Annotated in this window: 22 protein-coding genes; 3 read left to right on the top strand and 19 right to left on the bottom strand. The window is 72.8% G+C overall.

Features of this window, described 5'->3' with window-relative positions; translation table 11 throughout:
* Positions 1-4 precede the first annotated feature (4 nt).
* From ABT170_RS12060 to aroH, 4 genes are all read right to left on the bottom strand, one after another.
* Entirely contained in the window at positions 5-661 is a 657-nt protein-coding gene (locus tag ABT170_RS12060; protein WP_329945579.1) for a lysophospholipid acyltransferase family protein, read from the bottom strand.
* Entirely contained in the window at positions 658-1,353 is a 696-nt protein-coding gene (gene cmk, locus ABT170_RS12055; RefSeq protein ID WP_329945580.1) for a (d)CMP kinase, read from the bottom strand. Before cmk ends, ABT170_RS12060 begins: the two co-directional genes overlap by 4 nt.
* Positions 1,354-1,454: 101 nt before the next feature.
* Positions 1,455-2,540: a prephenate dehydrogenase gene (locus ABT170_RS12050; RefSeq protein ID WP_351866301.1), complete on the bottom strand. Its 1,086-nt coding sequence runs from the start codon at positions 2,538-2,540 to the stop codon at positions 1,455-1,457.
* Entirely contained in the window at positions 2,537-2,899 is a 363-nt protein-coding gene (gene aroH / locus ABT170_RS12045; protein ID WP_329945582.1) for a chorismate mutase, read from the bottom strand. Before aroH ends, ABT170_RS12050 begins: the two co-directional genes overlap by 4 nt.
* 282 nt (positions 2,900-3,181) lie before the next feature.
* Here aroH and ABT170_RS12040 point away from each other — a divergent pair, with 282 nt between their 5' ends.
* Positions 3,182-3,619 (top strand): Rieske (2Fe-2S) protein, encoded by a 438-nt coding sequence (locus ABT170_RS12040; RefSeq protein WP_351866298.1) that lies wholly within the window; start codon positions 3,182-3,184, stop codon positions 3,617-3,619.
* 60 nt (positions 3,620-3,679) lie between these two features.
* Here ABT170_RS12040 and ABT170_RS12035 read toward each other — a convergent pair whose 3' ends face one another.
* Entirely contained in the window at positions 3,680-6,976 is a 3,297-nt protein-coding gene (locus tag ABT170_RS12035; RefSeq protein ID WP_351866295.1) for a hypothetical protein, read from the bottom strand.
* Positions 6,977-7,106: 130 nt separating this feature from the next.
* On the opposite strand from ABT170_RS12035, the gene ABT170_RS12030 reads away from it, so the two are divergent.
* Positions 7,107-7,805, top strand: a complete 699-nt coding sequence (locus tag ABT170_RS12030) for a nucleotidyltransferase domain-containing protein (RefSeq protein WP_351866292.1) — start codon at positions 7,107-7,109, stop codon at positions 7,803-7,805.
* 34 nt (positions 7,806-7,839) lie between these two features.
* Here ABT170_RS12030 and ABT170_RS12025 read toward each other — a convergent pair whose 3' ends face one another.
* From ABT170_RS12025 to pyrG, 14 genes are all read right to left on the bottom strand, one after another.
* Positions 7,840-8,619: a nucleotidyltransferase domain-containing protein gene (locus tag ABT170_RS12025; protein WP_329945586.1), complete on the bottom strand. Its 780-nt coding sequence runs from the start codon at positions 8,617-8,619 to the stop codon at positions 7,840-7,842.
* 3 nt (positions 8,620-8,622) lie between these two features.
* Positions 8,623-9,645 carry an ADP-ribosylglycohydrolase family protein gene (locus ABT170_RS12020; protein ID WP_351866288.1) on the bottom strand — a complete coding sequence of 341 codons (1,023 nt, stop codon included), beginning with the start codon at positions 9,643-9,645 and terminating at the stop codon, positions 8,623-8,625.
* A complete protein-coding gene (locus ABT170_RS12015) occupies positions 9,642-10,430 on the bottom strand; it encodes an NUDIX hydrolase (RefSeq protein ID WP_329945588.1) in 789 nt (262 codons plus the stop codon). Before ABT170_RS12015 ends, ABT170_RS12020 begins: the two co-directional genes overlap by 4 nt.
* Positions 10,427-11,506, bottom strand: a complete 1,080-nt coding sequence (locus ABT170_RS12010) for an AAA family ATPase (RefSeq protein WP_329945589.1) — start codon at positions 11,504-11,506, stop codon at positions 10,427-10,429. The genes ABT170_RS12015 and ABT170_RS12010 overlap by 4 nt, the downstream gene beginning before the upstream one ends.
* Positions 11,503-12,159, bottom strand: coding sequence for a nicotinamide riboside transporter PnuC (gene pnuC, locus ABT170_RS12005; protein ID WP_329945590.1), 657 nt, complete (start codon positions 12,157-12,159; stop codon positions 11,503-11,505). Before pnuC ends, ABT170_RS12010 begins: the two co-directional genes overlap by 4 nt.
* Before the next feature lie 126 nt (positions 12,160-12,285).
* On the bottom strand, positions 12,286-13,494 hold the full coding sequence (locus tag ABT170_RS12000) for a pseudouridine synthase (RefSeq protein WP_351866283.1): 1,209 nt from the start codon (positions 13,492-13,494) through the stop codon (positions 12,286-12,288).
* Positions 13,494-14,159, bottom strand: coding sequence for an SMC-Scp complex subunit ScpB (scpB, locus tag ABT170_RS11995; RefSeq protein ID WP_329945592.1), 666 nt, complete (start codon positions 14,157-14,159; stop codon positions 13,494-13,496). Before scpB ends, ABT170_RS12000 begins: the two co-directional genes overlap by 1 nt.
* Entirely contained in the window at positions 14,156-15,268 is a 1,113-nt protein-coding gene (locus ABT170_RS11990) for a segregation and condensation protein A (protein WP_351866279.1), read from the bottom strand. The genes scpB and ABT170_RS11990 overlap by 4 nt, the downstream gene beginning before the upstream one ends.
* Before the next feature lie 162 nt (positions 15,269-15,430).
* Entirely contained in the window at positions 15,431-16,045 is a 615-nt protein-coding gene (locus ABT170_RS11985; protein ID WP_329945612.1) for a hypothetical protein, read from the bottom strand.
* Positions 16,042-17,160, bottom strand: a complete 1,119-nt coding sequence (locus ABT170_RS11980) for a ParA family protein (RefSeq protein ID WP_266929476.1) — start codon at positions 17,158-17,160, stop codon at positions 16,042-16,044. Before ABT170_RS11980 ends, ABT170_RS11985 begins: the two co-directional genes overlap by 4 nt.
* Before the next feature lie 368 nt (positions 17,161-17,528).
* Positions 17,529-18,644: an alanine dehydrogenase gene (gene ald, locus ABT170_RS11975; protein WP_351866622.1), complete on the bottom strand. Its 1,116-nt coding sequence runs from the start codon at positions 18,642-18,644 to the stop codon at positions 17,529-17,531.
* A gap of 143 nt (positions 18,645-18,787) precedes the next feature.
* Positions 18,788-20,854, bottom strand: coding sequence for a tetratricopeptide repeat protein (locus tag ABT170_RS11970; protein WP_351866276.1), 2,067 nt, complete (start codon positions 20,852-20,854; stop codon positions 18,788-18,790).
* Positions 20,855-21,161: 307 nt separating this feature from the next.
* Complete coding sequence (locus ABT170_RS11965) at positions 21,162-21,788, bottom strand: NUDIX domain-containing protein (protein ID WP_329945595.1); 627 nt, start codon at positions 21,786-21,788, stop codon at positions 21,162-21,164.
* An 83-nt stretch (positions 21,789-21,871) separates the two neighbouring features.
* On the bottom strand, positions 21,872-23,536 hold the full coding sequence (pyrG, locus tag ABT170_RS11960) for a CTP synthase (RefSeq protein WP_266929479.1): 1,665 nt from the start codon (positions 23,534-23,536) through the stop codon (positions 21,872-21,874).
* A gap of 431 nt (positions 23,537-23,967) precedes the next feature.
* Between pyrG and ABT170_RS11955 the strand changes: the two genes are divergently transcribed.
* Positions 23,968-25,375, top strand: a 1,408-nt coding sequence (locus tag ABT170_RS11955) for a glycoside hydrolase family 15 protein (RefSeq protein ID WP_351866619.1), incomplete at its 3' end; no start/stop codon positions are given.

Here is a 25,375-nt window from a genome sequence, read left to right as displayed (position 1 = left end):
TCGCCTAACGCCCGGTGAGGCGCCTGGCACTTTCCAGGTGGGCGGTCAGCTTCCCCTGGATCCGCAGGGTCGCCTCGTCCAGCGCCTTGCGCGTCCGCCGCCCGCTGCCGTCGCTCGCGTCGAAGGCGTCGCCGAAGACGACATCGACCCGGCTGCGCAGCGGCGGCAGCCCCCGTATCAACCGTCCGCGGCGCTCTGTGCTTCCCAGGACGGCCACCGGGACGATGGGAGCCCCGCCGCGTACCGCGAAGTACGCGAGTCCGGCACGCAGCGAGGCGAAGTCTCCTTCGCCCCGGGTGCCCTCGGGGAAGATCCCCAGGGCCCCGCCGTTCTCCAGCACGCCCAGGGCGTGGGTGATGGCGGTACGGTCGACGGTCGTACGGTCCACCTTCAGCTGACCGATTCCGCGCAGGAACGGGTCGAGGGGGCCGACGAACGCCTCTTTCTTGATCAGGAAGTGCACCGGCCGGGGCGCGGTGCCCATCAGCATCGGTCCGTCGATGTTGTGGGAGTGGTTCACCGCGAGTATGACGGGTCCGGCGGCGGGCACCCGCCATGCGCCGAGGACCCGGGGCTTGAAGAGCCCGTACATCAGGCCGATCCCGATGCCCCGCCCGACGGCCGCTCCGCGCAGCGTGGGCGCCCCCGTGGCGTCGGTCACCCCTCGGCCCGCTTCTCCCCGACGAGGGTGACGACGCACTCGATGACCTGCTGAAGGGTCAGCTCGGTGGTGTCCACCTCGACGGCGTCGTCCGCCTTGGCCAGCGGCGAGGTCTTGCGGCCGGAGTCGGCGGCGTCCCGCTTGATCAGCGCCTCCTTGGTGGCGGCGAGATCGGAGCCCTTGACCTCGCCGCTGCGGCGGGCGGCGCGCGCCTCCGGCGAGGCGGTCAGGAAGATCTTGAGGTCGGCGTCCGGGAGCACCGTGGTGCCGATGTCGCGGCCCTCGACCACGATGCCGTGCTCGGCGGCGGCGGCGATGGAGCGCTGGAGCTCGGTGATCCGGGTGCGCACCTCGGGGACCGCGCTGACGGCGCTGACCTTGGAGGTGACCTCCTGGGTGCGGATCGGGCCCGAGGCGTCCTCGCCGTCGACGGTGATCGTCGGGGCGGCCGGGTCCGTTCCGGAGACGATGACCGGTTTGGCGGCGGCGGTCGCCACCTCCGCCGCGTTCCGCACGTCGACGCCGTTGTTCAGCATCCACCACGTGATCGCCCGGTACTGGGCGCCGGTGTCCAGGTAGCTCAGGCCGAGCTGGGCGGCGACGGCCTTGGACGTGCTCGACTTGCCGGTGCCGGAGGGCCCGTCAATGGCGACGATCACTGAGGCGCTTACGGTTTCCACGGTGGTGGACACCTTCCTGGTACACGGGTGAGGGCGAACGGGCCGCACGGAGGGCCACGCACCAGGTTACCGAGTGCCGGGCGGAGCCTTGTACCCCGTGCGGCCGGGGCCGCTCACGGGCGCAGGGACCAGCCCCGCTCCTGGAGCGACGCCGCGAGCACCGTCGCCGCGTTCGGCTCGACCATCAGCTGGACCAGACCCGCCTGCTGGCCGGTGGCGTGCTCGATACGGACGTCCTCGACGTTGACCCCGGCGCGTTCCGCGTCGGCGAAGATCCGGGCCAGCTCGCCCGGCCGGTCGCCGATGAGCACGGCCACGGTCTCGTACGACGCGGGGGCCGCGCCGTGCTTGCCGGGCACCCGGACCCGGCCCGCGTTGCCGCGGCGCAGGACGTCCTCGATGCCGTCGGTGCCCGCGCGGCGTTCGTCCTCGTCGGCGGACTGGAGGCCGCGCAGCGCCCGTACCGTCTCCTCCAGGTCGGCGGCGAGACCGGTCAGCACATCGGCGACCGGGCCGGGGTTGGCGGAGAGGATCTCCACCCACATCCGGGGGTCGGAGGCGGCGATGCGGGTGACGTCCCTGATGCCCTGGCCGCACAGGCGTACGGCGCTCTCGTCGGCCTCCTCCAGCCGGGCGGCGACCATGGAGGAGATCAGCTGCGGGGTGTGGGAGACGAGGGCGACGGCGCGGTCATGGGCGTCGGCGTCCATGACGACGGGGACGGCGCGGCAGAGCGCGACCAGTTCCAGGGCGAGGTTGAGGACCTCGGTGTCGGTGTCCCGGGTCGGGGTGAGGACCCAGGGGCGGCCCTCGAAGAGGTCGGCGGTGCCGGCGAGGGGGCCCGAGCGCTCCTTGCCGGACATCGGATGCGTACCGATGTAGGGCGTGAGGTCGATGCCGAGGGCCTCCAGCTCGCGGCGCGGGCCGCCCTTGACGCTGGCGACGTCCAGGTAGCCGCGGGCCACCCGCTCGCGCATGGCGGTGGCCAGCACGGAGGCGGTGTGGGCGGGCGGTACGGCGACGATGGCGAGGTCGACGCGGCCCTCGGGCGCCTCGTCCGAACCGGCGCCCAGCGCCGCGGCCGTCCGGGCCGACTCGGGGTCGTGGTCGACGAGGTGGACATGGATACCGCGGCCGGCGAGGGCGAGGGCGGCGGAGGTGCCGACCAGTCCCGTTCCGATGACGAGGGCGGTTCTCACTGGGCGATGTCCTTGCGCAGGGTGGCGGTGGCGCCGAGGTAGACGTGCTGGATCCCGGCCCGGGAGAGCGGGGTCTCCACATGGGCGAGTATCCGCACGACACGGGGCATGGCCCCGTCGATGTCCAGCTCCTGGGCGCAGATCAGCGGGACGTCGACGATGCCCAGGCCCCTGGCCGCGGCGGCCGGGAAGTCGCTGTGCAGGTCCGGGGTGGCGGTGAACCAGATGCTGATCAGGTCGTCGGCGTCCAGGTTGTTGCGCTCCAGGACGGCGGTGAGCAGGGCACCGACCTGCTCGTCCATGTGTCCGGCCTCGTCCTGCTCCAGCTGGACGGCTCCGCGGACCGCTCGTACCGCCACGTCGTACTCCTCGCCTCTTCGTGTTCAGCGTCTTCGTGTTCCGGCGTCTTCACGCACGGTGTGTTTCAGCCTAGAGGTGCGGCGGGGCCCCGGGACACCGTGCCCTGTCCGTGAGACGGGCGGTGGCGTGGACTGCGTGAGGCATCCGCCGGACGGGTGTCGTGGCGCACGGCACCGCCGGGTCGCTTCGCGTGCGCGGTGCGCGGCGCCACGATGGCCCTCCCCCGGCCGGCCGGCGACTCACGGCCGCCGGAACGGCCCATGGACGGATGGCGGAGAGCGATGAACGCAGCACGGCGAAGGACGGTCCTGACCGCGGGCGCGGCGGGCGCCGCCGCACTGGCGGCCGGCTGCGGGTCGTCGGGCGGTGACGGCGGCGGGGAGAGCCCCGCGCCGAGCGCCCCGGACCGTACGGGCACCTCGCCCGGTGCCGGTGAGGAGCTCGCCAGGACCTCCGACATCCCGGTCGGCGGCGGCACGGTCTTCAAGGACCGAAAGATCGTGGTGACCCAGCCCGTGGCCGGTGACTTCAAGGCGTTCTCGGCCATCTGCACCCATGCGGGCTGCACGGTCTCGTCCGTCAGTGACGGCACCATCGACTGCCCCTGCCACGGGAGCAGGTTCGCCATCACCGACGCCGCGGTGGAAGCCGGTCCCGCGCCGCGCCCGCTGCCCGCCGAGAAGATCACCGTCTCCGGCGGGATCATCCGGACGGCCTGACCGTCCCGCCCCTGTCTCTCCCCGCCGGTAGGGCCGTCGCGGCGGGGAGAGACGCACCCGTCAGGCGGCCGGGCGCCCGAGGTCCGCCAGCAGCGCGGCCTCCGCGACCTCCGGATGCCCGCTCGCGCGCAGCGCGTCCAGCCGGTCCGTCCACGGCCGCGCCCAGGAGGCGGCCTCGCCCGCCCGGACGACCAGCTGTACGGCGGCGAGTCCGGCCGTGACCGAGCCGTTGCGGCACAGCGTCCCCACCACCGCCGCGATGGTTTCCACGGGCTGGGCGTTCCGCGGCATCCGCCGGTGGCTGACCACCGGGTCGAGACAGCCGGGCCGCTCCCCCGCCAGACCGAGCCAGCGCTCCCATCGCTCCGGGGAGGCGTCCGAGGACGCCAGGGCCGTCAGTGCCGCCAGCAGGGCCGCCCGGGACGCGGAGTGTCTCAGTCCGGCCTGCTCCAGCGCGTCGGCGACCGCGTCCAGCGCACCGGCCGGGCGGTCGCCGTACGGGGTGTTCTGCCCGTCCAGGACCCACAGCGCGCCGCGCCGCACGTCGGGGGCGGTGCCCCGGGCCTGCGCCACCAGGATGCCGAGCACGGTGACCAGTTCCCGGTGACGCGGGCCGGGACCGGCCCCTTCGCACAGCAGGTCCGCCGCGGCGCCCCGGACCTCGCGCGGGCGCTCCGGGTCGGTGACCACGGCGGCGATCGTCGCGCGCACCGCCCGGTCGGCGCCGGCCGGCCCCCGCAGCGCGCGGACTGCCGGAAGGGCGGTGTCCCGCTCGGCGGTGGCCGCCGTGCGGGCCAGGAACCGGTAGAGGGCACCGGCGGCCGGGGCCCTGCCGGGGCGGGCCGCGAGGACGCGTTCGCGTACCGCCCGATGGTGCAGTTGCGCGGCGAGCCGCTCCCCGACGCCCGGACCGTCCATCCGCTCCGTCAGCGGGCCGGCCATCGCGGCGTGGACGTCACGGTGCTGCTCCGGTGCGTCCCAGCCCGCGAGCAGGGCGGCGAACGCGGCAGGGGAGGCCAGCGCGGACAGCCCCCGGACGGCCGCCTTCCGGCTGCCGACGGACCGGCCGGTGTCCAGCACCATCCGGGCGAACCGGGCCGCGGCCTCCTCGTCGGAGACCGTGTCGAGCAGCAGCGAGGCCCCGGCCATCGCCGCCCGGCCCCGGACCCCGCCGCTTCCGGCGCGGTCGAGCAGGAAGTCCAGCGTCTCCGGGTGTGCGGCGGCCCCGCCGCGCTCGGCGGCCCGTGCCCCCAGCGCCGTGCAGGCGGCCGCCGCGACGGGCTGCGGCGCCCCGGCGGCCAGTGCGCGCAGAGTCTCGGTGTCGCCCAGCAGGGCCGCCGCGTCGGTCCGGGCCCGCAGGGGTACGCCGTCGTCGGCCGCCACCCGGGCCAGCCGGGCATCCAGCAGGGCGCGCTGGTGCGGCAGCCACCGTCCCAGCCCGGTGCGCGTCTGGCGGGGTACCCAGCGAGGCGGCTGTCCCGGTCCGACGACGGTGTCGAGGAGATCGGTGCGGCGCCGGGCCAGGGTCTGCCAGACCTCCGGCACGGCCGCGAAGGACACGTCGGCGGCGAGCAGTTCGGCGCACCGCCGCTCGCGGGTGGCCGGGTCGGCGAGCCACAGCGCGGCGGCCCGCCGTCCCCGTTCGCCGCGGGGATCGTCCAGGGCCGCGCGCCCCACCGCCGCGTCGAGCCCGGGGAGCCGTGCGAGGTGGCGTGCGAACAGGCCCGCGTACAGCAGCAGCCGGCCGGGCGCGGGCCCGCCGCAGTGCTCCTGGACCGCGAGCACCCCGTCGCCCGCCATGTCCAGCGGGCGCACCTCCCCGCTCCCGCGCGGATCGGCCAGTACCTCGACGAGCAGCCCGATGACGGCCGCCGCCCGCCCGGGGTCACCGGCGCGTACGGCGGACAGGGCGGTGCGCCGCAGCCACCGTCCGGCGGTCCGGAGCGTCGCGGCCGTCGAGTCGCGGGACTGCGCGGTGGTCATCGCGGCGTCGCGCAGGGCGGCGAAGGGTGCCGCGTCCAGCAGCGGGCCGGGGGCCTCGCCCGCCGCGAGAAGGGTGCTGCGGCGCACCTCCTCCTGGTCGTGCCAGGCCCGCTCGCAGGAGCGGAGGACGCGTGCGTACGCCTGCGGATCCGCGGAATCGTTGACGCAGCGCAGCAGGGCGGCCCAGGCCATGGCCCGCTCCGTCGGGCGGTGGGCGGCGCTCAGCTCCCGCAGGACCGGTTCCGCCTCGGTCAGCGGCAGCAGGGAGGCGAACCGGGTGCGCGGAAAGGCGCGGCGTCCGGTCCGCCCCGTCAGCAGGCGGCCGGCGATGTCCGCCCGGTCCTCGGGGGCCAGGGCGGAGACGGGGCCGATGTGGCCGGTCCAGTTGCCCTCGGCCATCCGTGCCTCGACCGTGCGGCGGCGTACGTCCGGTGGCAGCAGGGCGAGCAGGGGCTCCTGCGAGGTCCATCGTTCGAACGGGCCGCCGGTCCGGTGCTCCACCCGCAGGACATCCGCGAGCAGGGCGGCGTCGTCCGGCCCGCACGCCTCCAGCGCACGGCGCGCACGCCGGGACAGGCCGTCGGGGGCGAGCGGGATCCGTTCGGTTCCGGTGCGCCGCAGGGAGGCCGCCACGGCGGCCGGTTCCCTGAGCAGCAGCGCCGCGGCCGGACCGGTGACCAGGTGCGGGGCGCGCTCCAGGAGGAGCGCGCCGGCGGCCGGATCACGTGCGGTGAGGCGGCCGGCCAGATACCGGCTCCCCTCGCGGAGCCGGTCCGCCTCCCAGCGGTCCGGGCCGTCGGCACGGGCGTGTTCGGCGAGGTGGGCGGCGAGCGCGAGGGGCGCGGTGCGGGCCAGCGCGTGCAGGACCGGCCGCGGCACCGCGGACAGCCGGGGCAGCCATCGGGCGACGGCCCCGGAGGTGCAGGCGGGCAGCAGCCGGGCGGTGTCGTCGTCGCCATGGGCCGCGTGGACCCGTGCCAGCAGCAGATCGGCGAGCGCGCGGCGGCGGGACATCCTCAGCACGCGGTACGTGTCGTGGCGTACGGCTCTCAGCGGGCTCAGGGCGAGGGCTTCCAGGGCCTGTCCGGGCACCGGCAGCCGGATCGCGGCGGCCAGTGCGCGCGGGCGCAGCACCGGGTCGGCGAGGGCGTGGGCGACGGCTTCGAGATCGCGGCGGACGACGGCCAGGAACAGCGCCAGCCGGCGGTCGTCGGGGTCCGCGGTGTCCAGGGCCGCGCGGGCGGCGCGATAGCCGGCGTCGTCCAGGGAGCGGGTGTGTACGGCGATGGCCCGCATACGGGCCGGGTACGGGAGGTGGTCGAACCGGGCGTACAGAACGGCGGCTTCTTCTCTGCGGGACGTGGGTGGGTTCACGGCGCTCACCGGGTGGGGGCGGGCCGGACCTCTCGGATCTTGGTCATGGCGGCGATGGTGGCACCGGGGACCGTCGGCGCGCAATGATTTTCGGGCGCGGAACGGCCGTCCCTCACGTACTGTCGCGCAGATGACCAGCACCGGGGCCGAGAACCTCGTACGCGATCACACGATCTACTCGTGCGTGATGGGGTCGCGCGCGTTCGGGCTCGCCACGGAGGGGAGCGACACGGACCGGCGCGGGATCTTCCTCGCCCCCACCCCGTTGTTCTGGCGCTTCGAGAAGCCGCCGACGCATGTCGAGGGGCCGGCCGACGAGCAGTTCTCCTGGGAGCTGGAACGCTTCTGCGAGCTGGCGCTGCGGGCCAACCCGAATGTGCTGGAGTGCCTGCACTCCCCGCTGGTGGAGCGGATCGACGACACGGGCCGCGAACTGCTCGCGCTGCGCGGGGCCTTCCTGTCCCGGGCCGCCCACCGGACGTTCGTCCGCTACGCCCGGGGCCAGCGCGGGAAGCTGGAGGCGGACGTCAGGCAGTACGGCGCGCCGCGCTGGAAGCACGCGATGCATCTGCTGCGGCTGCTGGCGAGCTGCCGGGACCTGCTCCGTACGGGCGAGCTGACGGTCGAGGTCGGTGACGCCCGCGGGGAACTGCTGGCGGTGAAGCGCGGGGAGGTCCCGTGGGCGGAGGTGGAGCGCCGGATGAACCGGCTGGCCGAGGAGAGCGACGAGGCGGCCGTCCGCTCCCCGCTGCCGGCCGGGCCGGACCGGGCCCGGGTGGAGGACTTCCTCGTCCGGACCCGGCGGGCGTCGGCGGGAAGGGCCCTTTGAAGGACTCCGGCCCGGACCGTCCGCCCGGACGGGGTCACTCCCCCAGCCGGGCGCGCACGACCAGCTCGTTCAACGCGTCGAACTCCGTCACCGCGTCCGCCAGCAGCGACCTGGTCCGCGCCTCGTCCAGGACCCGGTGCAGCCCTTCGACGTCCCGCTCCACCGCCTCCGTGTCCAGCTCCTCCGCCGCCCCGTGCTCGGCCCCGGCCTTCGCCGCGATCAGGTCGGGCAGATATGCCGGGGCGGCCACCTGGTCGAGCAGCGTCGGCAGATGGGCCAGTACCCGGCCGCTGCGCATCAGATGGATGCCGGTGAGCAGCGCGCGGAAGGTGTAGAGCAGCGGTTTCAGCTCACCGGTCTTCTCGAAGAGCCGCCACTGGGTGCCGGCGAACCCCCGGTAGTGGTGCGCGTGGTTACGGGTCAGCACCCCCGGGGCCAGGGCGCACAGCTCCGCGTGGAGCGGGCTCGTGTGCACGACGAGCGGGGACAGCAGCTGTTCCAGCACATATCCGTTGGGCCGCAGCATGAGGCGGGCGAACTTGCGGAGGTCGTGGGTGACGAGATCCATCTCGACCCCGTCGCGGTCCCACATCCGGGTGCGTGTCTCCTCCGGTTCCCGCAGCCCGACCAGGTCGTGCGGGGGCAGGATGTGGACCCCCCGAAGGTCCACATCCGAGTCCTTGGAGGGGAAGCCGTACAGATGGGCCCCGGAGACCGTGGCGAAGAGCAGGGGTGCCGGCTCGTCGGCGAGGACCGGGCCGAGGTCGGTGACCGGCAGCCCGGCCCGCCGCAGGAGGGTGGTCGTGGCAGCCATGGCTCACGAGTCCCAGAGCGCCGCCAGCGACAACAGGTCGCTGCGGTACTCGACGCGTTCGGACCATTCCTTGGGCCAGGCGCCCGCGCCCAGGTGCGCCCCGGCCAGCGCACCCGTCAGACAGGCCAGCGAGTCGGAGTCGCCCCGGGTGCAGGCCGCCCTGCGCAGGGCGGTGACGGGCTCCTCGGGGAAGAGCAGGAAGCAGTGGAGGGCGGTGGCGAGGGCCTCCTCCGCCACCCAGCCGTCTCCCGTGCCGAGGCAGGGGTCGGTCTCGGGCGACGGGGAACGCAGGGCGTCCTGGACCCTGCCCAGCGCGGTCAGGCACTCGTCCCAGCCGCGCCGGATGTACGCCTCGGGCGAGGAGTCGCCCGCGTAGCGCCAGAGGTCTCCGAGCCACCGCTGCGGGTATCGCCCGCTGTTCTCGTACGCGTACGAGCGCAGCTGCCCCACGAGTCCCAGTGGTTCCGCGCCCTGGGCCAGCAGGAACACCGCGCGCGCCATCAGGTCGGAGGCGGCCAGTGCCGTCGGGTGGCCATGGGTGAGGGCGGCCTGGAGCTGGGCGGCACCGGCGCGCTGCTCCTCGCTGAGGCCGGGTACGAGTCCGATGGGCGCGACCCGCATGCTGGCGCCGCAGCCCTTGGAGCCGGTCTGACTGGCCTCCTGCCAGATCCGGTCGCCGTCGAGCAGGTGGCAGGCCTTCATGCAGGTGCGCCCCGGGGCCCGGTTGTTGTCCGGTGAGTGGTACCAGTCCACGAACTCCTCGCGGACCGGGCGGAGCAGCCGCAGCGGGGTGAGCGGTCCGCGGTCCATCGCCGTGCGTATGCCGCGTCCCAGCGCGATGGTCATCTGGGTGTCGTCGCTGACGACGGCGGGCTCCGGCAGCTTCATCCGCCGCCAGGGGCCGCACATGGCGAGGATGGCGGGCACGTCCTTGAACTCGGTGGGGAAGCCCAGCGCGTCGCCGAGCGCGAGCCCGGTCAGCGCACCCGTGGCCGCCTGTTTGGTGAGGGTCCTGGTCGCGTTCATCGCGTTGTCCGTCCTTCCGGTCGCAGGAGTGGAGGGTGCAGGGCGGTAGCGGCACCCGCCCGGTACAGAGCGGCCGGTTTCCCCCGTCCGCCGGTGCGGCGCGGCGGCCCTTCGACGGCCTGGACGAAGCCGGGCACATTGAGGACCTTGCGCCGGAAGTTGGGGCGGTCGAGCTCTACGCCCCACACGGTCTCGTACACCTGCTGGAGCTCGCCGAGGGTGAACTCGGCGGGGCAGAACGCCGTGGCCAGACAGGTGTATTCGAGTTTGGCGCCGATCCGCTCGTAGGCGTCGGCGAGGATCCGCCGGTGGTCGAAGGCGAGGCCGCCGTCGGGACCGCCCGCCTCCCACCAGCGCGCGTGGGCCGCGTCCCCGCCGCCGCGCGGCTCGGGCAGGTCGGGCAGGAGCGCGGCGTACGCGACGGAGACGACCCGCATCCTCGGGTCGCGGTCCGGTTCGGAGTAGGTGCGCAGCTGTTCGAGGTGGAGTCCGCGGACGGTGTCCTCGCCGAGGCCGGTCTCCTCGGCGAGTTCACGGCGGGCGGCCGTCTCGGCCGACTCACGGGGCAGGACGAAGCCGCCGGGCAGCGCCCATTGGCCCCGGTACGGCTCCTCGCCGCGCTCGACGAGCAGGACGTGCAGCCCGCCCGCCCGGACCGTGAAGACCGCGAGGTCCACGGTGACCGCGAAGGGGGTGAAGGCGTGCGGGTCGTAGCCCTCCGGAGCGGCGGGAGCGGGCTCGCGGCGGCCCCGCGCCGCGGAGTCGTCGTCCGCGACGCTGTTCACCGCCGCTCCGGAAGGGGCGCGGCGAAGTTCCACCCGGCGGCGAGCACCGCGTCCACAGCGGCGACCGCCGTCTCCAGCCGCGTCTCGCGCGGACCGGTGACCTCGATGAACTCCCTTCCCGTACGGGTGAGTTCGGAGCGGAACCGGTCCGTCATCCAGGGCCGCAGCTCCTCGCCGTCACGGAGCCCGTCGTCCTCGAACGCGACGCCCTCATGGTCGGTGAGCAGCCACAGATGGTGCCGGACCCGGTCCGCGATCTCCTCGACGAGCGGGTTGCGGCCACCGACGTACCGCTCGTGCCACACGGTGGTGGCGAAGGAGTCGGTGTCGCAGAACAGCACCGGGGAGCCGGTGCGCGCGCCCGCCTCCTCCGCGGCGTTCTGGGCCTTCGCGATGAGCGGGAAGTCGTCCGTGGTGAAGGCGACGTCCTCCCACTGCGCGCCCGGCCACCGGTCGCGCAGCGCGGCCAGTTTCCGTTCGCTGTACTCGCGCCCGTACTCGGCGACGTACCCGGTCCGCGCCCAGATCCCGCCCCGTGCCCGGTAGTGCTCGGCGAGCGCCCGCGCCAGGGTGGTCGTGCCGGTGGACTCGGCGCCGACGACGACGATCCGGCGGGCGAGGGCGGCCTTGACGGGGGGTTCGAGGAAGTCCCAGCAGCCCGCCGGGTCCTGGCGCACGGCGGTTCCGGAGACCGGGAAGAGGGTGCGGCCGGGGTCGACGAGGACGGACGCGGCGCCGAAGCGCCGGGCCAGCTCCGCGCCGTAGGACTCCGAGGTGAACACGGCGTCGACCGGCTCCGGGACCGCACCGGTGAACACCGCCATGTGCGCGTCCCAGATCGCCGGGTCCGTGAGGTCCATGCGGATGTCGTCGACGGCGCCCACCACCCGGACGCCCGGGTGGACCTCGCGCATCCAGGCGACCCGGTCGGCGAGCGGGACGGATTCCACGGAGGCGGCGCAGACCAGGACCGTCAGCCGCTCGCAGCGGTCGCGGGCGGTGCGGACGAGGTGGTGGTGACCGGCGTGCGGCGGGTAGAACTTGCCGAGGACCAGGCCGTGCGCGAAGCGCTTCACGCCGCGGCCACCTCCATCGGGCGGTTCCGGCCCGCGGCGAGGTCACGGCTCCAGCCGCGCAGCCCCAGGACGCAGAGCGTGAGGAAGCCGACGTACAGCAGGGAGGTCAGATAGAGCTCCTTGTACGCGTACAGCGGGATGTACACCACGTCGGCGGCGATCCACAGCCACCAGGACTCGACCCGCTTGCGGCACTGTCCGTACGTCGCCATCAGCGACAGCGAGGTCGTCAGCGCGTCCCAGAAGGGCACCGTCGAGTCGGTGGCCCGGGACAGCAGAAGCGTGAGCGCGAGGGTCCCCACCGCCCCCGCCGTGAGCAGCCAGGCCCATTCGGTGCGGGTCGTGGTGCGCACCGGCAGGACGGACGTCCCTGGTCCACCCCCGTGGGTCCAGGTCCACCAGCCGTACACGGCGAGGGTGATGAAGACGAGCTGGAGGCCGGCGTCGGCGTACAGGCCGGACTGGGCGAACAGCAGGATGAAGAAGAGGTTGTTGGCCATGCCGATGGGCCAGTTGGCGATGTGCTGGCGGGCCACGAGCCAGACGCACAGCGCCCCACTGCCGAAGCCGAGCACCTCGGTCCAGCTGACCGGGGTGTCCAGGACCGTCACCAGGGGTTGCTGAAGGGGTTCGAGGAAATCCGCGAGACTCACGCCCGCCTCCTTAATAGTCATACTGACTATAAAGGGGGAACGCCCATGGCGAAAGGCCCGCGGCCGGTTCCTGTCCGGGATTCGGGAACAGGGACCGGCCGCGGGCCTGGGAGACGGGCGGGGTGGCTACAGACCGACCTCGCGCATCAGCATGCCGACCTCGGTGTTGGTGAGACGGCGCAGCCAGCCGGACTTCTGGTCGCCCAGCGGGATCGGCCCGAAGGACGTCCGCACCAGCCGCTCGACCGGGAAGCCGGCCTCGGCCAGCATGCGGCGCACGATGTGCTTGCGGCCCTCGTGGAGGGTCACCTCGACCAGGTAGTTCTTCCCGGTGTTCTCCACGACCCGGAAGTGGTCGGCGCGGGCGTACCCGTCCTCCAGCTGGATGCCGTCCTTGAGCCGCTTGCCCAGATCGCGCGGCAGCGGGCCCTGGATGGCGGCCAGGTAGGTCTTCTTCACGCCGTACTTGGGGTGGGTGAGACGGTGGGCCAGCTCGCCGTGGTTGGTGAGCATGATGATGCCCTCGGTCTCGGTGTCCAGCCGGCCGACGTGGAAGAGCCGCGTCTCCCGGTTGTTGACGTAGTCGCCGAGGCACTGGCGGCCGTCCGGGTCCTCCATGGAGGAGACGACACCGGCGGGCTTGTTCAGCGCGAAGAAGAGGTACGACTGGGTGGCGACCGTCAGGCCGTCCACCTTGATCTCGTCCTTGTGCACATCGACGCGCATGCCCTGCTCGACGACGATCTCGCCGTTGACCTCGACACGGGCCTGGTCGATCAGCTCCTCGCAGGCACGCCGCGAGCCCATGCCCGCCCTGGCGAGCACCTTCTGGAGGCGCTCGCCCTCCTCCTCGGCACCCGGGTGGGTCTTGGGCAGCTTGATGTCGGGCTTGTTCGCGTACCTGTCCCGGTTGCGCTGCTCGATCTTGGCTTCGAGCTCGCGCGGCCGGGCCGGGGCGCCGTACGGGGCACGCCGGCCGCGGCCCGCGCTCTGCGAGGACTTCGGGCCGCCCTTGGCACCGCCGCGGGCCGCCGCGCCGCGGCCCTTGCGGAGGCCGCCGTCGCCGCCGGGCTTGTCGGCGCCCACGTCGTAGCGGCGCTCCTCGGGGCGGGGGCGGCGGGGGCGCTGCTCCTGCTTGTCCTCGCGCCCGCCCTGACCGCCACCGCCACCGGCACCGCCGCCCTGGCCCTTGGGCCGGAAGGAGCCGCCGGAGGAGCCGCTGCCGCCCCGGGGGTTCCGGCCGCCGCCGCTGCCACCGCTCCTGCCGCCGGCGCCGCCGCTCCTGCCGCCGCCGTTGCCGCCGCCGCTTCCGCTGTTCCTGCCACTGCTTCGCATCAAAAATCCGTCTTGTCGTCTGCGTGAGTATCCGGGGTGTCCGGTGCGTCCGGATCGAACGACGGCACACCCTCTAGCGTCTCAGCCTCGATCGCGTCCGCCTCCGGGAGGAAGGGCGCGAGCTCCGGGAGCTCGTCCAGGCCTCGCAGGCCCATACGCTCCAGAAAGTAGTTCGTCGTCCTGTACAGGATCGCACCTGTTTCGGGTTCCGCGCCCGCCTCCTCGACCAGACCCCTCTGCAGGAGGGTCCGCATCACGCCGTCGCAGTTCACTCCGCGCACCGCCGAGACCCGCGAACGGCTCACCGGCTGGCGGTACGCGACCACCGCGAGCGTCTCCAGGGCCGCCTGGGTGAGGCGGGCGTGCTGGCCGTCCAGGACGAAGCCCTCGACGGCGTCCGCGTACTCGGGCCGGGTGTAGAAGCGCCAGCCGCCCGCCACGAGCCGCAGGTCGAAGCCCCGGCGCTGGGCGGTGTACTCGTCGGCCAGCTCCCGCAGCGCGTCCGCCACGGCCCTGCGCGGCCGCTGGAGGACCTTGGCGAGGTGCTCCTCGGTGGCGGGCTCGTCGACGACCATCAGGACCGCCTCCAGGGCGGGCTTCAGATCGAGGGCCGCGACCGTACCGGCTTCCGGGCCCCCGTCGCCGTCCCGGTGCTGCGTGCTCATGTCTCCGCGCCCTCCTCGGCCGCCGCGTGGATCTCCTGGTCGAACTCGTCCGTCACCGCGGGCTCCGTCCCCTCCCCGCCGCACCAGCGCACGAGCAGCTCGCCGAGCGCCTCTTGCTGGTCGAGGGCGACGGCCTTCTCCCGGTACAGCTCCAGCAGCGCCAGGAACCGGGCGACGACCGTGAGGGTGTCCGGCGCGTCCTCGGCGAGCACCCGGAAGCTCACCTCGCCCGCCCCGCGCAGCCGCGCCACCACGATCCCGGCCTGTTCGCGCACGCTGACCAGCGGTGCGTGGATGTGGTCGACGTACACCTGGGGCTTGGGCCTCGGCTGCATCGCCTTCACCGCGAGCCGGGCGAAACCCTCGGCGCCGATGCTGATGACGACCTCGGGCAGCAGCTCGGCGTGCTGGGGTTCGAGACCGACGGTACGGGGGTAGCGGCGGGCCTCGGACTCCAGCCGGGTGTGGAAGATCTCGGCGATCCGCTTGTACGCGCGGTACTGGAGCAGCCGCGCGAAGAGCAGGTCCCGGGCCTCCAGGAGGGCCAGGTCCGCCTCGTCCTCCACCTCGGCGGTCGGCAGCAGCCGGGCGGCCTTCAGATCCAGCAGGGTGGCGGCGACGACCAGGAACTCGGTGGTCTGGTCGAGGTCCCAGTCCGCTCCCATGGCGCGGATGTGCGCCATGAACTCGTCGGTGACCCTGGACAGGGCGACCTCGGTCACATCGAGCTTGTGCCGGGAGATCAGCTGGAGGAGAAGGTCGAAGGGGCCTTCGAAGTTCGCGAGCCGCACCGTGAAGCGCCTGTCGTCGCCACCGGGACCGTCCCCGCCACCGTCCCCGGACGGGGACGCGGGGTCGGGCGCAGGCTCCGGCTCGGACGCGGGCTCGGGCGCAGGCTCTGGCTCGGGCGCAGGCTCTGGCGCAGTCCCGGCCGTTGTCACGGGCTCGGGCCCGGCCACGGGCACGGGCGGCTCGGGCCCGGTCTCCGGCCCGGGTGCGGTTCCCGCCGCCGGCTCGGGCCCGGTCCGCGAGTGCCGGGCCGCGACGGCACCGGGCCCGCGGCCGAGCGTACGGCGGCGCGGGCTCGCGGGGTCGTCGGTGGGGGGCATCGCGGTCCAGGGGTGCGGCGGAAACACGGGCGGGCGGTGGCGGCCCCGGCGCGGGCGGCGGGGACGGGGGCCCGGAAGGGACGCCCCCGGCCCCGTACGGGCGTGGAGCCGGGCCCGGCTGTCGGCCGGCCCCTCCCAGGCAGGCTACCGGCGCCGCACCGCTCAGCGGCCGCGCAGCCGCCGTACGAGAATGCTCGCGTCGCCCCGGGACTCCAGATCGGCCAGCACCACCGCGACGGCCTCACGCACTATGCGCCCGCGGTCGACGGCGAGCCCGTGCTCGCCGCGCAGGACGAGGCGGGCGTGTTCGAGGTCCATCAGTTCCTCGGCCGACACATAGACGGTGATCTTCTCGTCGTGGCGCTCCCGGCCGCTGGGCCGGCGATTGGCGCCACGTCCTCCGCCGCGCCTGCGCTGCTGCTGGCCGGCGGAAGCCGGATCCTGGGAGGCGGAGGGGGCCTGAGCGGCGGAACGTGTCGCGGGGACGGTCTTGGCGCCCGGCGCGGACCGGTCGCCCTCGGCGCCGCGACTGCGTGACTCGCCCCCGTCGGCGCCCGCCGCCGAGTGCTCCTCACGGGTCCGGGCCGCCGGACGGCCGGAGGGGCCGCTGCCGGCCCCTTCCTGGCCCGGTGCGTCCGCCGGGGCGTCGCCCTCGCCCGCCGGGGCGGGCACCCGTCCCTCGCTGTTCGCCTTGCGTCGCCGGTCCGCGGGGGAGGACGCCTGGAGCCCCATCCCACCGGTGGTACGGAACAGTTCGTCGGCCCCCGGCAGACTCACTCGGCGTGACACCGGGCGAGCACCTCCCTGGCGAGCTGTCGATAGGCGGCGGCGCCGACCGAGTTGGAGGCGTACGTGGTGATGGGCTCACCGGCGACCGTGGTCTCCGGGAAGCGCACCGTACGGCCGATGACCGTGTGGTAGACGTGGTCGTCGAAGGCCTCGACGACCCGTGCGAGGACCTCGCGGCTGTGCACCGTACGGGAGTCGTACATGGTGGCGAGGATGCCGTCGAGCTCCAGCTCCGGGTTGAGCCGCTCCTGGACCTTCTCGATGGTCTCGGTGAGCAGTGCCACTCCGCGGAGCGCGAAGAACTCGCACTCCAGCGGCACTATGACCTTGTGAGCCGCCGTCAGCGCGTTCACCGTCAGCAGGCCCAGCGAGGGCTGACAGTCGATCACGATGTAGTCGTAGTCGGCCATCAGCGGCTTCAGCGCGCGCTGGAGCGTCGATTCCCGGGCCACCTCGCTGACCAGCTGCACCTCGGCGGCGGAGAGGTCGATGTTGCTCGGCAGCAGATCCATGTTGGGCACGGCGGTCTTCAGCAGGACCTCGTCGGCCGACATGCCCCGCTCCATGAGCAGGTTGTAGACCGTGAGGTCGAGCTCCATCGGGTTGACCCCGAGACCGACCGACAGGGCACCCTGCGGGTCGAAGTCGACGAGCAGGACACGGCGTCCGTACTCCGCGAGTGCCGCGCCCAGGTTGATGGTCGACGTGGTCTTGCCGACGCCGCCCTTCTGGTTGCACATCGCGATGATCTTCGCGGGGCCGTGATCGGTCAGCGGACCCGGGATCGGGAAGTACGGCAGGGGCCGCCCGGTCGGGCCGATCCGCTCGCGGCGCTGGCGCGCGGCGTCGGGCGCGAGGGTGGCCGCGTACTCCGGATCGGGCTCGTACTCGGCGTCGGGGTCGTAGAAGTGCCCCTCGGGCACCTCGGCGAAGTCGGCGAAGTGGGCGGAGTCCCGGCCACTCTCGTTGCCGGCCATGGCGTTCACGTGTAGGCCGTCCATCATCTGGGGGGCTGTCGTCATGTGCTGTTGGGTGGCGAAGGTGCGGACAGCGACGGAGCCGACAGCTTCGAGCCCGATCGGGCCCTGACCCCGTGCGGGCATCCCTGGTTGACCACCCCCGGGAGTAAATGTCGACTCATTCACAAGTCGTCTTACCTCCTTGGACGTGACCAGGAAACTTATCGATAGGTCAGCGTGGCACCATGCCGACGATTGGCGACTCTATGGCGTGTCACCGGTCCGCAGCAACACAATCCGCCGGACCCGGCCCGTTGTGTCGGCAATCGAACACCCCTCTGTCAAGGGTGCACAGCGAGCAAGGCTCACATTTCGCCGCTGCACGAAACGGGTAAAGAGTTACGTTCGAGACGAGTTGCACGAGGGCGCCACAGGGCCCGATACACCTCCGGCCGGACCTTGCTCGGCAAGGTCCGGCCGGACGCAGGAGGTTGACGGAAGGTGTTGACCCGTCAGCCGAGAAGGGTGCTCAGCTCGACGTGCGGGAGCTCGTGGGCCTCGGCCACCTCACGGTAAACGACCTGCCCGTCATGGGTGTTGAGGCCCTTGGCGAGAGCGGCGTCACGGCGCAGCGCCTCGGCCCAGCCCCGGTTCGCCAGCTCCACGATGTAGGGCAGCGTGGCGTTGGTCAGGGCGTAGGTGGAGGTGTTCGGAACCGCGCCGGGCATGTTGGCGACACAGTAGAAGACCGAGTTGTGGACCATGAAGGTCGGCTCGGCGTGCGTCGTCGGGTGCGAGTCCTCGAAGCAACCACCCTGATCAATTGCAATGTCGACAAGTACACTTCCGGGCTTCATCTTGGCGACAAGCTCGTTGGTGACAAGCTTCGGCGCCTTCGCGCCGGGGATCAGCACGGCGCCGACGACGAGGTCGGCCTCGACGACGGCCTTCTCCAGCTCGAAGGCGTTGGAGACGACCGTCTGCACCTTGGTGCCGAAGATCCTGTCGGCCTCGCGCAGCTTGTTGATGTCCTTGTCGAGCAGCGTGACGTGGAAGCCGAGACCGACGGCGATCTGGGTGGCGTTCCAGCCGGAGACGCCGCCACCGATGACGACGGCCCTGCCCGCCGCCGTACCCGGGACACCGCCCGGCAGTACACCGCGGCCACCGGCCGAGCGCATCAGGTGGTAGGCGCCGACCTGCGGGGCCAGCCGGCCGGCGACCTCGGACATCGGGGCGAGCAGCGGGAGCGCGCGGTTGGCGGTCTCCACGGTCTCGTACGCGATGGCGGTGGTGCCGGACTCCAGCAGCGCGTCCGTGCACTCGCGGGAGGCGGCGAGGTGGAGGTACGTGAAGAGGGTCTGGCCCTTGCGGAGGCGGTGGTACTCCTCGGCGACCGGCTCCTTGACCTTCAGCAACAGGTCGGCGGCGGCCCACACCTCGTCGGCGGTGGGCAGGATCCGCGCCCCCGCGGCGACGTACTCCTCGTCCGTGATGGAGGAGCCCGCACCGGCGTTCCGCTCGACGAGGACCTGGTGGCCGTGACGGACGAGCTCATGCACTCCGGCGGGGGTGATCGCCACCCGGAACTCGTTGTTCTTGACTTCGCGGGGGATGCCGACCTTCACGTCGATCACGGTCCTTGGCTCGGGGGGTTATCGGGGCATAAACAGACATACCCGGATATACGCAGAGTAAATGGAGACGCCACGAAGGAACGCGGCAGAGCCAGTTTAATGAAGGACTTCGCGCTGTCTAGCCTTACAAAGCACTAATTTTCAGTCGCAGCACTACGGATTTCGTAGGCAGATCCCTCCTCGCCCAGCAATCTGTCGGCCACACCCCGGTGCAGCCCGGCCGCCGCCGGGTCCCCGAGCCGGTCCAGCGTGTCGGCCAGCCTGAGCTGGAGCGCCGCCTGAAGCCGCACGTCCCCGGCCCGCCGGGCCAGCTCGACGGCCTCCCGGCAGGTGTGCAGCGACTCCTGCGGCCGGCCCGCGTACTCCTGCACCCGCGCGGCCTCGCTCAGCGCCCGCGCCTGGGCGGGCAGGTCGCCGAGACGGCGGTAGCCGGACGCCGCGGCCCGCCAGTTCCGCAGCGCCTCCCCGTACCGCCCGGCGTACGTGTGCACGGCACCCAGCCGCCCGTACAGCCGCGCCTCGTCCGCCCGCTCCCCCTGGGTGAGGCGCTGGGCGAGCGCCCTGCCGTACCAGTCGGAGGCCCGGTGGAAGTCCCCGAGCTCCGCATAGGCGCCGCCTACGGATTCCATCGCGCGTCCGGTCGCGTACAGGTCCTTCGCCTCCCGTCCCGCGTCCAGCGCGGCCCGGTAGCGGGCCAGCGCCTCCTCGGTCCGGCCGGTCCTGGCATCCAGATCGGCGAGATTGAGCAGCGCGGCGGCCCGCTCCCGGGGCAGATCGCGGCGCTCGGCCACGTCCAGGACCAGGCCGTGCAGCCCGTACAGCTCGGGCGCGGCGGCCTCGGTGCCCCGGTGCGCGGCCAGCGCGCGCACCAGCGCGGCCACCAACCTGCGGGCCAGGGTGTCGAGTTCACCATCCTCGACGGCGATCCTGGCCGAGGCCAGCAGGGCCGGCTGGCGGATCCGCAGCCACTCGGCGGCATCCTCCGTGCTGGGGAAGCGCAGCGAGCGGGGCAGTCCGGCGAGCTTGCGGCGGGCGGCGGAGCCCTCCGGTTCGGTGATCGCCCGGCAGGACTGGAGCCGGCGCACCGTCCGCTCCAGCATCCTGGCCCTGGCCAGCTGGATCTCGGCCGGGCGGTCGGACTCCTCCAGCAGGGCCCGCAGCAGCGGGGCCAGGCAGCCGGGCACCTCGTACTGGGGCTGGCGCGCACCGTTGCTCCGCAGCAGTCCCAGCCGTACGAAGTCGTCCAGCGTCGTCTGGGCGGCGGGCACCGAGCAGCCGGCCAGCGCGGATGCGGTGTGGGCGTCGGCGAGCCCGGCGGGCGCCAGCGCGAGGAATCGCAGTATCCGGGCGGCGGCCTGCGGGAGGGACTCGTGGACGAGGCGGAAGGCGCGGGCCAGCGGACGTGCCCCGGCCGGCCACTGCTCCCCGGTGTCCGGCAGCAGGTGCAGCCGCTTGGCGACATCGGCGACCGAGGCCCCCGGACGGGCCGCGAGCCAGCCGCCGATCAGGACCAGGGCCGCGGGCTGTCCCCCGCACTCCTCGCTGAGGGCCTCCGCGGTCAGCGGGTCGACGGTGATGCGGACCTGGCCGATGAGGCGGCCGAGCAGCCGCACGGCGGAGCCCGCGTCGAGCCCGCCGATGGTGCAGGGACGCACATCGGGGATGCCGGTCAGCGGCCCCGTCGCGGTGGCGACGACCAGAGCGTCCGGGCTGTCCGGGAGCAGCGGGTCCACCTGTTCGGCGTCCACGGCGTCGTCCAGCACCAGCAGGATCCGGCGTACGGCCAGGGCCTCGCGCACCATCTCGGAGAGTTCGTCCTCGTCGGCACCGGGCGGGGCCGTCAGGTCGAGCAGGCCGAGGATGTCGCGGGCGGTGCGCTCGGTGGGCACGCGTTCGCCGTCGGGGTCGGTGAGCCCGGCCCGGAGCACCCCGTCGGGATAGGCACCGGTGGCCAGGAGCCGCCGCGCCAGTTCCGCGGCGAGTGCGCTGCGTCCGGAACCCGGGCGCCCGGCGATCAGCAGGACCCGGGAACGCGGTGTCTTGCGGCCTGCCAGCGTGTCCAGACCGGCCCGCTCGATGTCGGCCCGGAGGGCCTTCAACTCGCGTTCCCGGCCGAAGAATTGGGGTGAGGCGGCGCCGGACGGCTCCTCGGTCCCCGCAGGCCGGGCCGGGCCGCTGGTGTCCACCGCCTGATCCGTCACGAGCCACGCTCCACTTCGCTGCACGCGGTGCCCGCCGGGACTCCGGGCGGGACCGTCCGAGCGTAGTTCAGGCGTGCGGACGATCATGGCGGAGCGTGGCTGGAAGGTCCCCCGATCGGATCAGCGTTCTTTACGATCGTCCGACCGGAAGCCCCGCCCTTCGGGCGGACAGCGCCACTTCCGGCACATGTCCCGGGCCCGGGAAGGCAGGGAGCCGATGGCCGTTCCCGGACCCCGGACGGCCGGAACGTCCGGACCCCGGACGGCGGGACCGTCCGGACCTCGGACGGCCGGACGGCCGGGCGGCTCAGGCCTCGAACGGCCGGGCGGGCCAGGGCGCCCCGGCCGGACGGAGTGCGTCCACGCCCTCGCCCGCGAGCACCGCGGTGAGCGCGAGCACGCCCACCACCAGGCAGTTGTTGTGCAGGTCCCCGGCGAGCACCCCGCGCACCAGCTCCGCCAGCGGCACCCTGGCCTGCTCCATGTCGGCCTCCTCCTCGGAGACCGCGTACCGCTCCCCCTCGGCCTCGGAGAGGTTCCGGGCGAGAAAGACGCGTACGGCCTCGTCGCAGCCGCCGGGAGTGGTGTAGACGTCGGTCAGCACCCGCCAGTCCTCGGCCTTGACGTGCGCCTCCTCGTACAGCTCGCGCTGGGCCGCGTGCAGCGGATTCTCCCCGGGGATGTCCAGCAGTCCGGCCGGGATCTCCCAGAGCTTCTGGCGCACCGGGTGCCGGTACTGCCGCAGCACGAGCACCCGGTCCTCCCCGTCGATGGCGAGGACGGCCACGGAACCGGGGTGGACCTGGTAGTCACGGCGCACGACGCTGCCGTCGGGCATGACCACCTCGTCGGTGCGGACGCTGGTCTTGTTGCCGGTGAAGGGGGTCGCGGTCGCGGTGACCTGCCACTCCTCGGGCGTGTCCTGGAAACCCATGTACGTCCTCCCACGAACAAAACGGAAACCGGGGTACCCGTCCCTCAAGGACGCGTACCCCGGTCAACCGTAGTGCCTCGGCGCTACTCGCCCGTCTCGCGGGCGGCCAGCCGGCGCTCGACGGCCGCCTTCACCAGACCCGCGAAGAGCGGGTGCGGGCGGGTCGGGCGGGAGCGCAGCTCCGGGTGCGCCTGGGTGGCGACCAGGTAGGGGTGCACCTCGCGGGGGTACTCGACGTACTCGACGAGCTTGTTGTCCGGGGAGGTGCCGGAGAAGACCAGTCCGGCCTTCTTCTCCAGCTCGGCGCGGTAGGCGTTGTTGACCTCGTAGCGGTGGCGGTGACGCTCCTCCACGTACGGCTGGCCGTCGTACGCCTCGCGCACCAGCGAGCCCTCGGCGAGCTTGGCCGGGTAGAGGCCGAGCCGCATGGTGCCGCCCAGGTCGCCCGCGCCCTCGACGTAGGCGAGCTGCTCCTCCATCGTGGAGATGACGGGGTGGGAGGTGGCCGCGTCGAACTCGGTGGAGTTGGCGTCGGGGATCTCGGCCAGGTTGCGCGCCGCCTCGATCACGATGCACTGGAGGCCCAGGCAGAGGCCGAGCAGCGGCACCTTGTTCTCACGGGCGTACTGGATGGCGCCGATCTTGCCGTTGACACCGCGGTCGCCGAAGCCGCCGGGTACGCAGATCGCGTCGACGTCGGCGAGCTGCTTCGCGGCACCCGCCGGGGTCTTGCAGTCGTCGGAGGCGACCCACTTGACCTTGACCCGGGCCTTGTTGGCGAAGCCGCCGGCCCGGATGGCCTCGGTGACCGAGAGGTAGGCGTCCGGCAGGTCGATGTACTTGCCGACGAGCGCGACGGTGACCTCGTGGTCGGGGTTGTGGACCCGGTCCAGCAGGTCGTCCCAGGTGGTCCACTCGACATCGCGGAAGGGCAGGTCGAGCTTGCGCACGACGTAGGCGTCCAGGCCCTCGGTGTGCAGCACCTTCGGGATGTCGTAGATCGACTTGGCGTCCACGCAGGCCACCACGGCGGCCTCGTCCACGTCGCACATCAGCGAGATCTTGCGCTTGATGGCGGTGGGGACGTCACGGTCGGCGCGCAGCACGATGGCATCCGGCTGAATACCGATGTTGCGCAGCGCCGCGACGGAGTGCTGGGTGGGCTTGGTCTTCAGCTCGCCGGAGGGGCCGATGTAGGGCAGCAGCGAGATGTGCACGACGAAGACGTTGTCGCGGCCGACCTCGTGGCGGACCTGGCGGACGGTCTCCAGGAAGGGCAGCGACTCGATGTCGCCGACCGTGCCGCCGACCTCCGTGATGACGACATCGACGTCGTCGGTGGCCATGCGGCGGATGCGGTGCTTGATCTCGTTGGTGATGTGCGGAATGACCTGGACGGTGTCGCCGAGGTACTCGCCGCGCCGCTCCTTGGCGATGACCTGGGAGTAGACCTGGCCGGTGGTGACGTTGGCCGAGCCGTCGAGGTCGACGTCGAGGAAGCGCTCGTAGTGGCCGATGTCCAGGTCGGTCTCGGCGCCGTCGTTGGTGACGAACACCTCACCGTGCTGGAAGGGGTTCATCGTGCCGGGGTCGACGTTGAGGTAGGGGTCGAGCTTCTGCATGGTGACCCGCAGGCCACGCGCCTTGAGCAGGGCACCCAGGCTGGAGGCAGTCAGACCCTTGCCGAGGGAGGAGGCGACACCCCCGGTGACGAAGATGTGCTTGGTCGTCGTGGATGTGGGCTGCATAGCCAAAGGGGGCTCCCGTGGTCGCGATGATGAGGTGCGTACCGGCCGCCGAACCGGAGAATCCGGGGGTGCCGTCGCTGCGGTTCGGGGGCCTCGTCCGCTGTCGCGAACGACCACCGGTCCACGGGCTACCAGGGTAACAGCGACGGCGGGAGGCTGCTTCCGGCCACAGCCCTCACACTGGCATCACAGGTTCATCGCACTGGTTTCACGTCCCACCCGTTCAGCTCAGTTGTCTTGCGAAGACCGTCGCGCGGATCTTGCCGGTGCGTCGTATCCTGCTCAAACACTCGCTGCCGAGCCGGCCTGCCAGCGGCACCACCCCAGCCCGCACACCGGTTGCAAGAGCTCGTCGGTTTTCTCTACGACCCCCCCTTGACCAGCAGTAAGAGCCCCTCAGGGGCGACATGGCCGTTCGACTGGAGATGCACGTGGCCGGGCGCATCGAGGATTACGCACTCATCGGAGACATGCAGACCGCCGCCCTGGTCTGCCGGGACGGCACAGCGGACTGGCTGTGCCTACCCCGCTTCGATTCGCACGCCGTCTTCGCAGGACTGCTGGGCACCGAGGAGCACGGCTTCTGGCGTCTGGGACCTGCGCGGGCGGAGGGAGCCGAGCCGCCGTCCGCGGACCGGCGCCGCTACCGCGGCGAATCCCTCATCCTGGAATCGGAGTGGGACACCCCGCGCGGCACCGTACGCGTGACCGATTTCATGCCGCCGCGTGACGGCGCACCGCAGCTCATCCGGATCGTGGAGGGCGTCAGCGGCCGGGTGCCGATGCGCTCGGAGCTGCGCATGCGGTTCAGCTACGGCCGGGTGACCCCCTGGGTCCACAAGGTCGACTCCCGTACCGTCGCGGTTGCGGGCCCGGATTCGGTCTGGCTGGACACCGAGGCCGACACGTACGGCAAGAACCTGACGACGTACTCCGACTTCACCGTGGCACCCGGGGACCGGATCACGTTCACGATCAGCTGGCAGCCCTCGCACCACCAGCCGCCCGCGCTTCCGGACCCCGAGGGGTCCCTGGAGGCGACCGAGCTGTTCTGGCGCGACTGGGTCGAACAGTGCACGTACCACGGGCCCTACCGCGAAGCCGTGGTCCGCTCACTGATCACTCTCAAGGCCCTCACCTACGCCCCGACCGGCGGGATCGTGGCGGCCCCGACCACCTCACTGCCCGAGGACATCGGGGGCTCGCGCAACTGGGACTACCGCTACACCTGGCTCCGCGACGCCGCCATCACCCTCTCCTCGCTGCTGCGCACCGGCTACCGCGAGGAGGCCCGCGCCTGGCGGGAGTGGCTGCTGCGCGCGGTGGCGGGCGACCCGGAGAACCTGCAGATCATGTACGGGATCGCGGGCGAGCGGGAGCTGGGCGAGGCCGAGCTGGACTGGCTGCCCGGCTACGAGAACTCCGGCCCGGTCCGGGTCGGCAACGGCGCGGCCAACCAGCTCCAGCTCGATGTCTACGGGGAGGTCACCGAGGCGCTGCACCTGGCCCATATGACGGGCCTGACCCGCAACGACTACGCGATGGGGCTCCAGCTCAAGCTGATCGAGTATCTGGAGAAGCACTGGTTCGAGCCCGACGAGGGCATCTGGGAGGTGCGCGGGCCGCGCCGGCACTTCGTGCACTCCAAGGTGATGGCGTGGGTCGCGGTCGACCGCACGATCAAGCTGATCGAGTCCGGGGACGCCGAGGGGCCGCTGGAGCGGTGGCGCGAGCTGCGCGACGACATCCACCGCGATGTCTGCGAGCGGGGCTACGACAAGGACCGCAACACCTTCACCCAGTCCTACGGGTCGAAGGAGCTGGACGCGTCCCTGCTGC

Source organism: Streptomyces sp. NPDC001787 (assembly GCF_040297465.1).
In the GTDB taxonomy this organism is placed as follows: domain Bacteria; phylum Actinomycetota; class Actinomycetes; order Streptomycetales; family Streptomycetaceae; genus Streptomyces.
The sequence above is the reverse complement of the archived record's forward strand: the minus strand, read 5'-3'. Positions and strand labels throughout refer to the sequence as shown.

Excerpts from the sequence above, each read along its gene's own strand:
- ABT170_RS12040 (WP_351866298.1), top strand. The coding sequence starts at position 3,182 with ATGAACGCAGCACGGCGAAGGACGGTCCTGACCGCGGGCGCGGCGGGC.
- pyrG (WP_266929479.1), bottom strand. The coding sequence starts at position 23,536 with ATGCAGCCCACATCCACGACGACCAAGCACATCTTCGTCACCGGGGGT.
- ABT170_RS12020 (WP_351866288.1), bottom strand. The coding sequence starts at position 9,645 with ATGAACGCGACCAGGACCCTCACCAAACAGGCGGCCACGGGTGCGCTG.
- ABT170_RS12030 (WP_351866292.1), top strand. The coding sequence starts at position 7,107 with ATGACCAGCACCGGGGCCGAGAACCTCGTACGCGATCACACGATCTAC.
- ABT170_RS11980 (WP_266929476.1), bottom strand. The coding sequence starts at position 17,160 with ATGCCCGCACGGGGTCAGGGCCCGATCGGGCTCGAAGCTGTCGGCTCC.
- ABT170_RS11965 (WP_329945595.1), bottom strand. The coding sequence starts at position 21,788 with ATGGGTTTCCAGGACACGCCCGAGGAGTGGCAGGTCACCGCGACCGCG.
- scpB (WP_329945592.1), bottom strand. The coding sequence starts at position 14,159 with ATGAGCACGCAGCACCGGGACGGCGACGGGGGCCCGGAAGCCGGTACG.
- ABT170_RS12025 (WP_329945586.1), bottom strand. The coding sequence starts at position 8,619 with ATGGCTGCCACGACCACCCTCCTGCGGCGGGCCGGGCTGCCGGTCACC.
- ABT170_RS12000 (WP_351866283.1), bottom strand. The coding sequence starts at position 13,494 with ATGCGAAGCAGTGGCAGGAACAGCGGAAGCGGCGGCGGCAACGGCGGC.
- ABT170_RS11990 (WP_351866279.1), bottom strand. The coding sequence starts at position 15,268 with ATGCCCCCCACCGACGACCCCGCGAGCCCGCGCCGCCGTACGCTCGGC.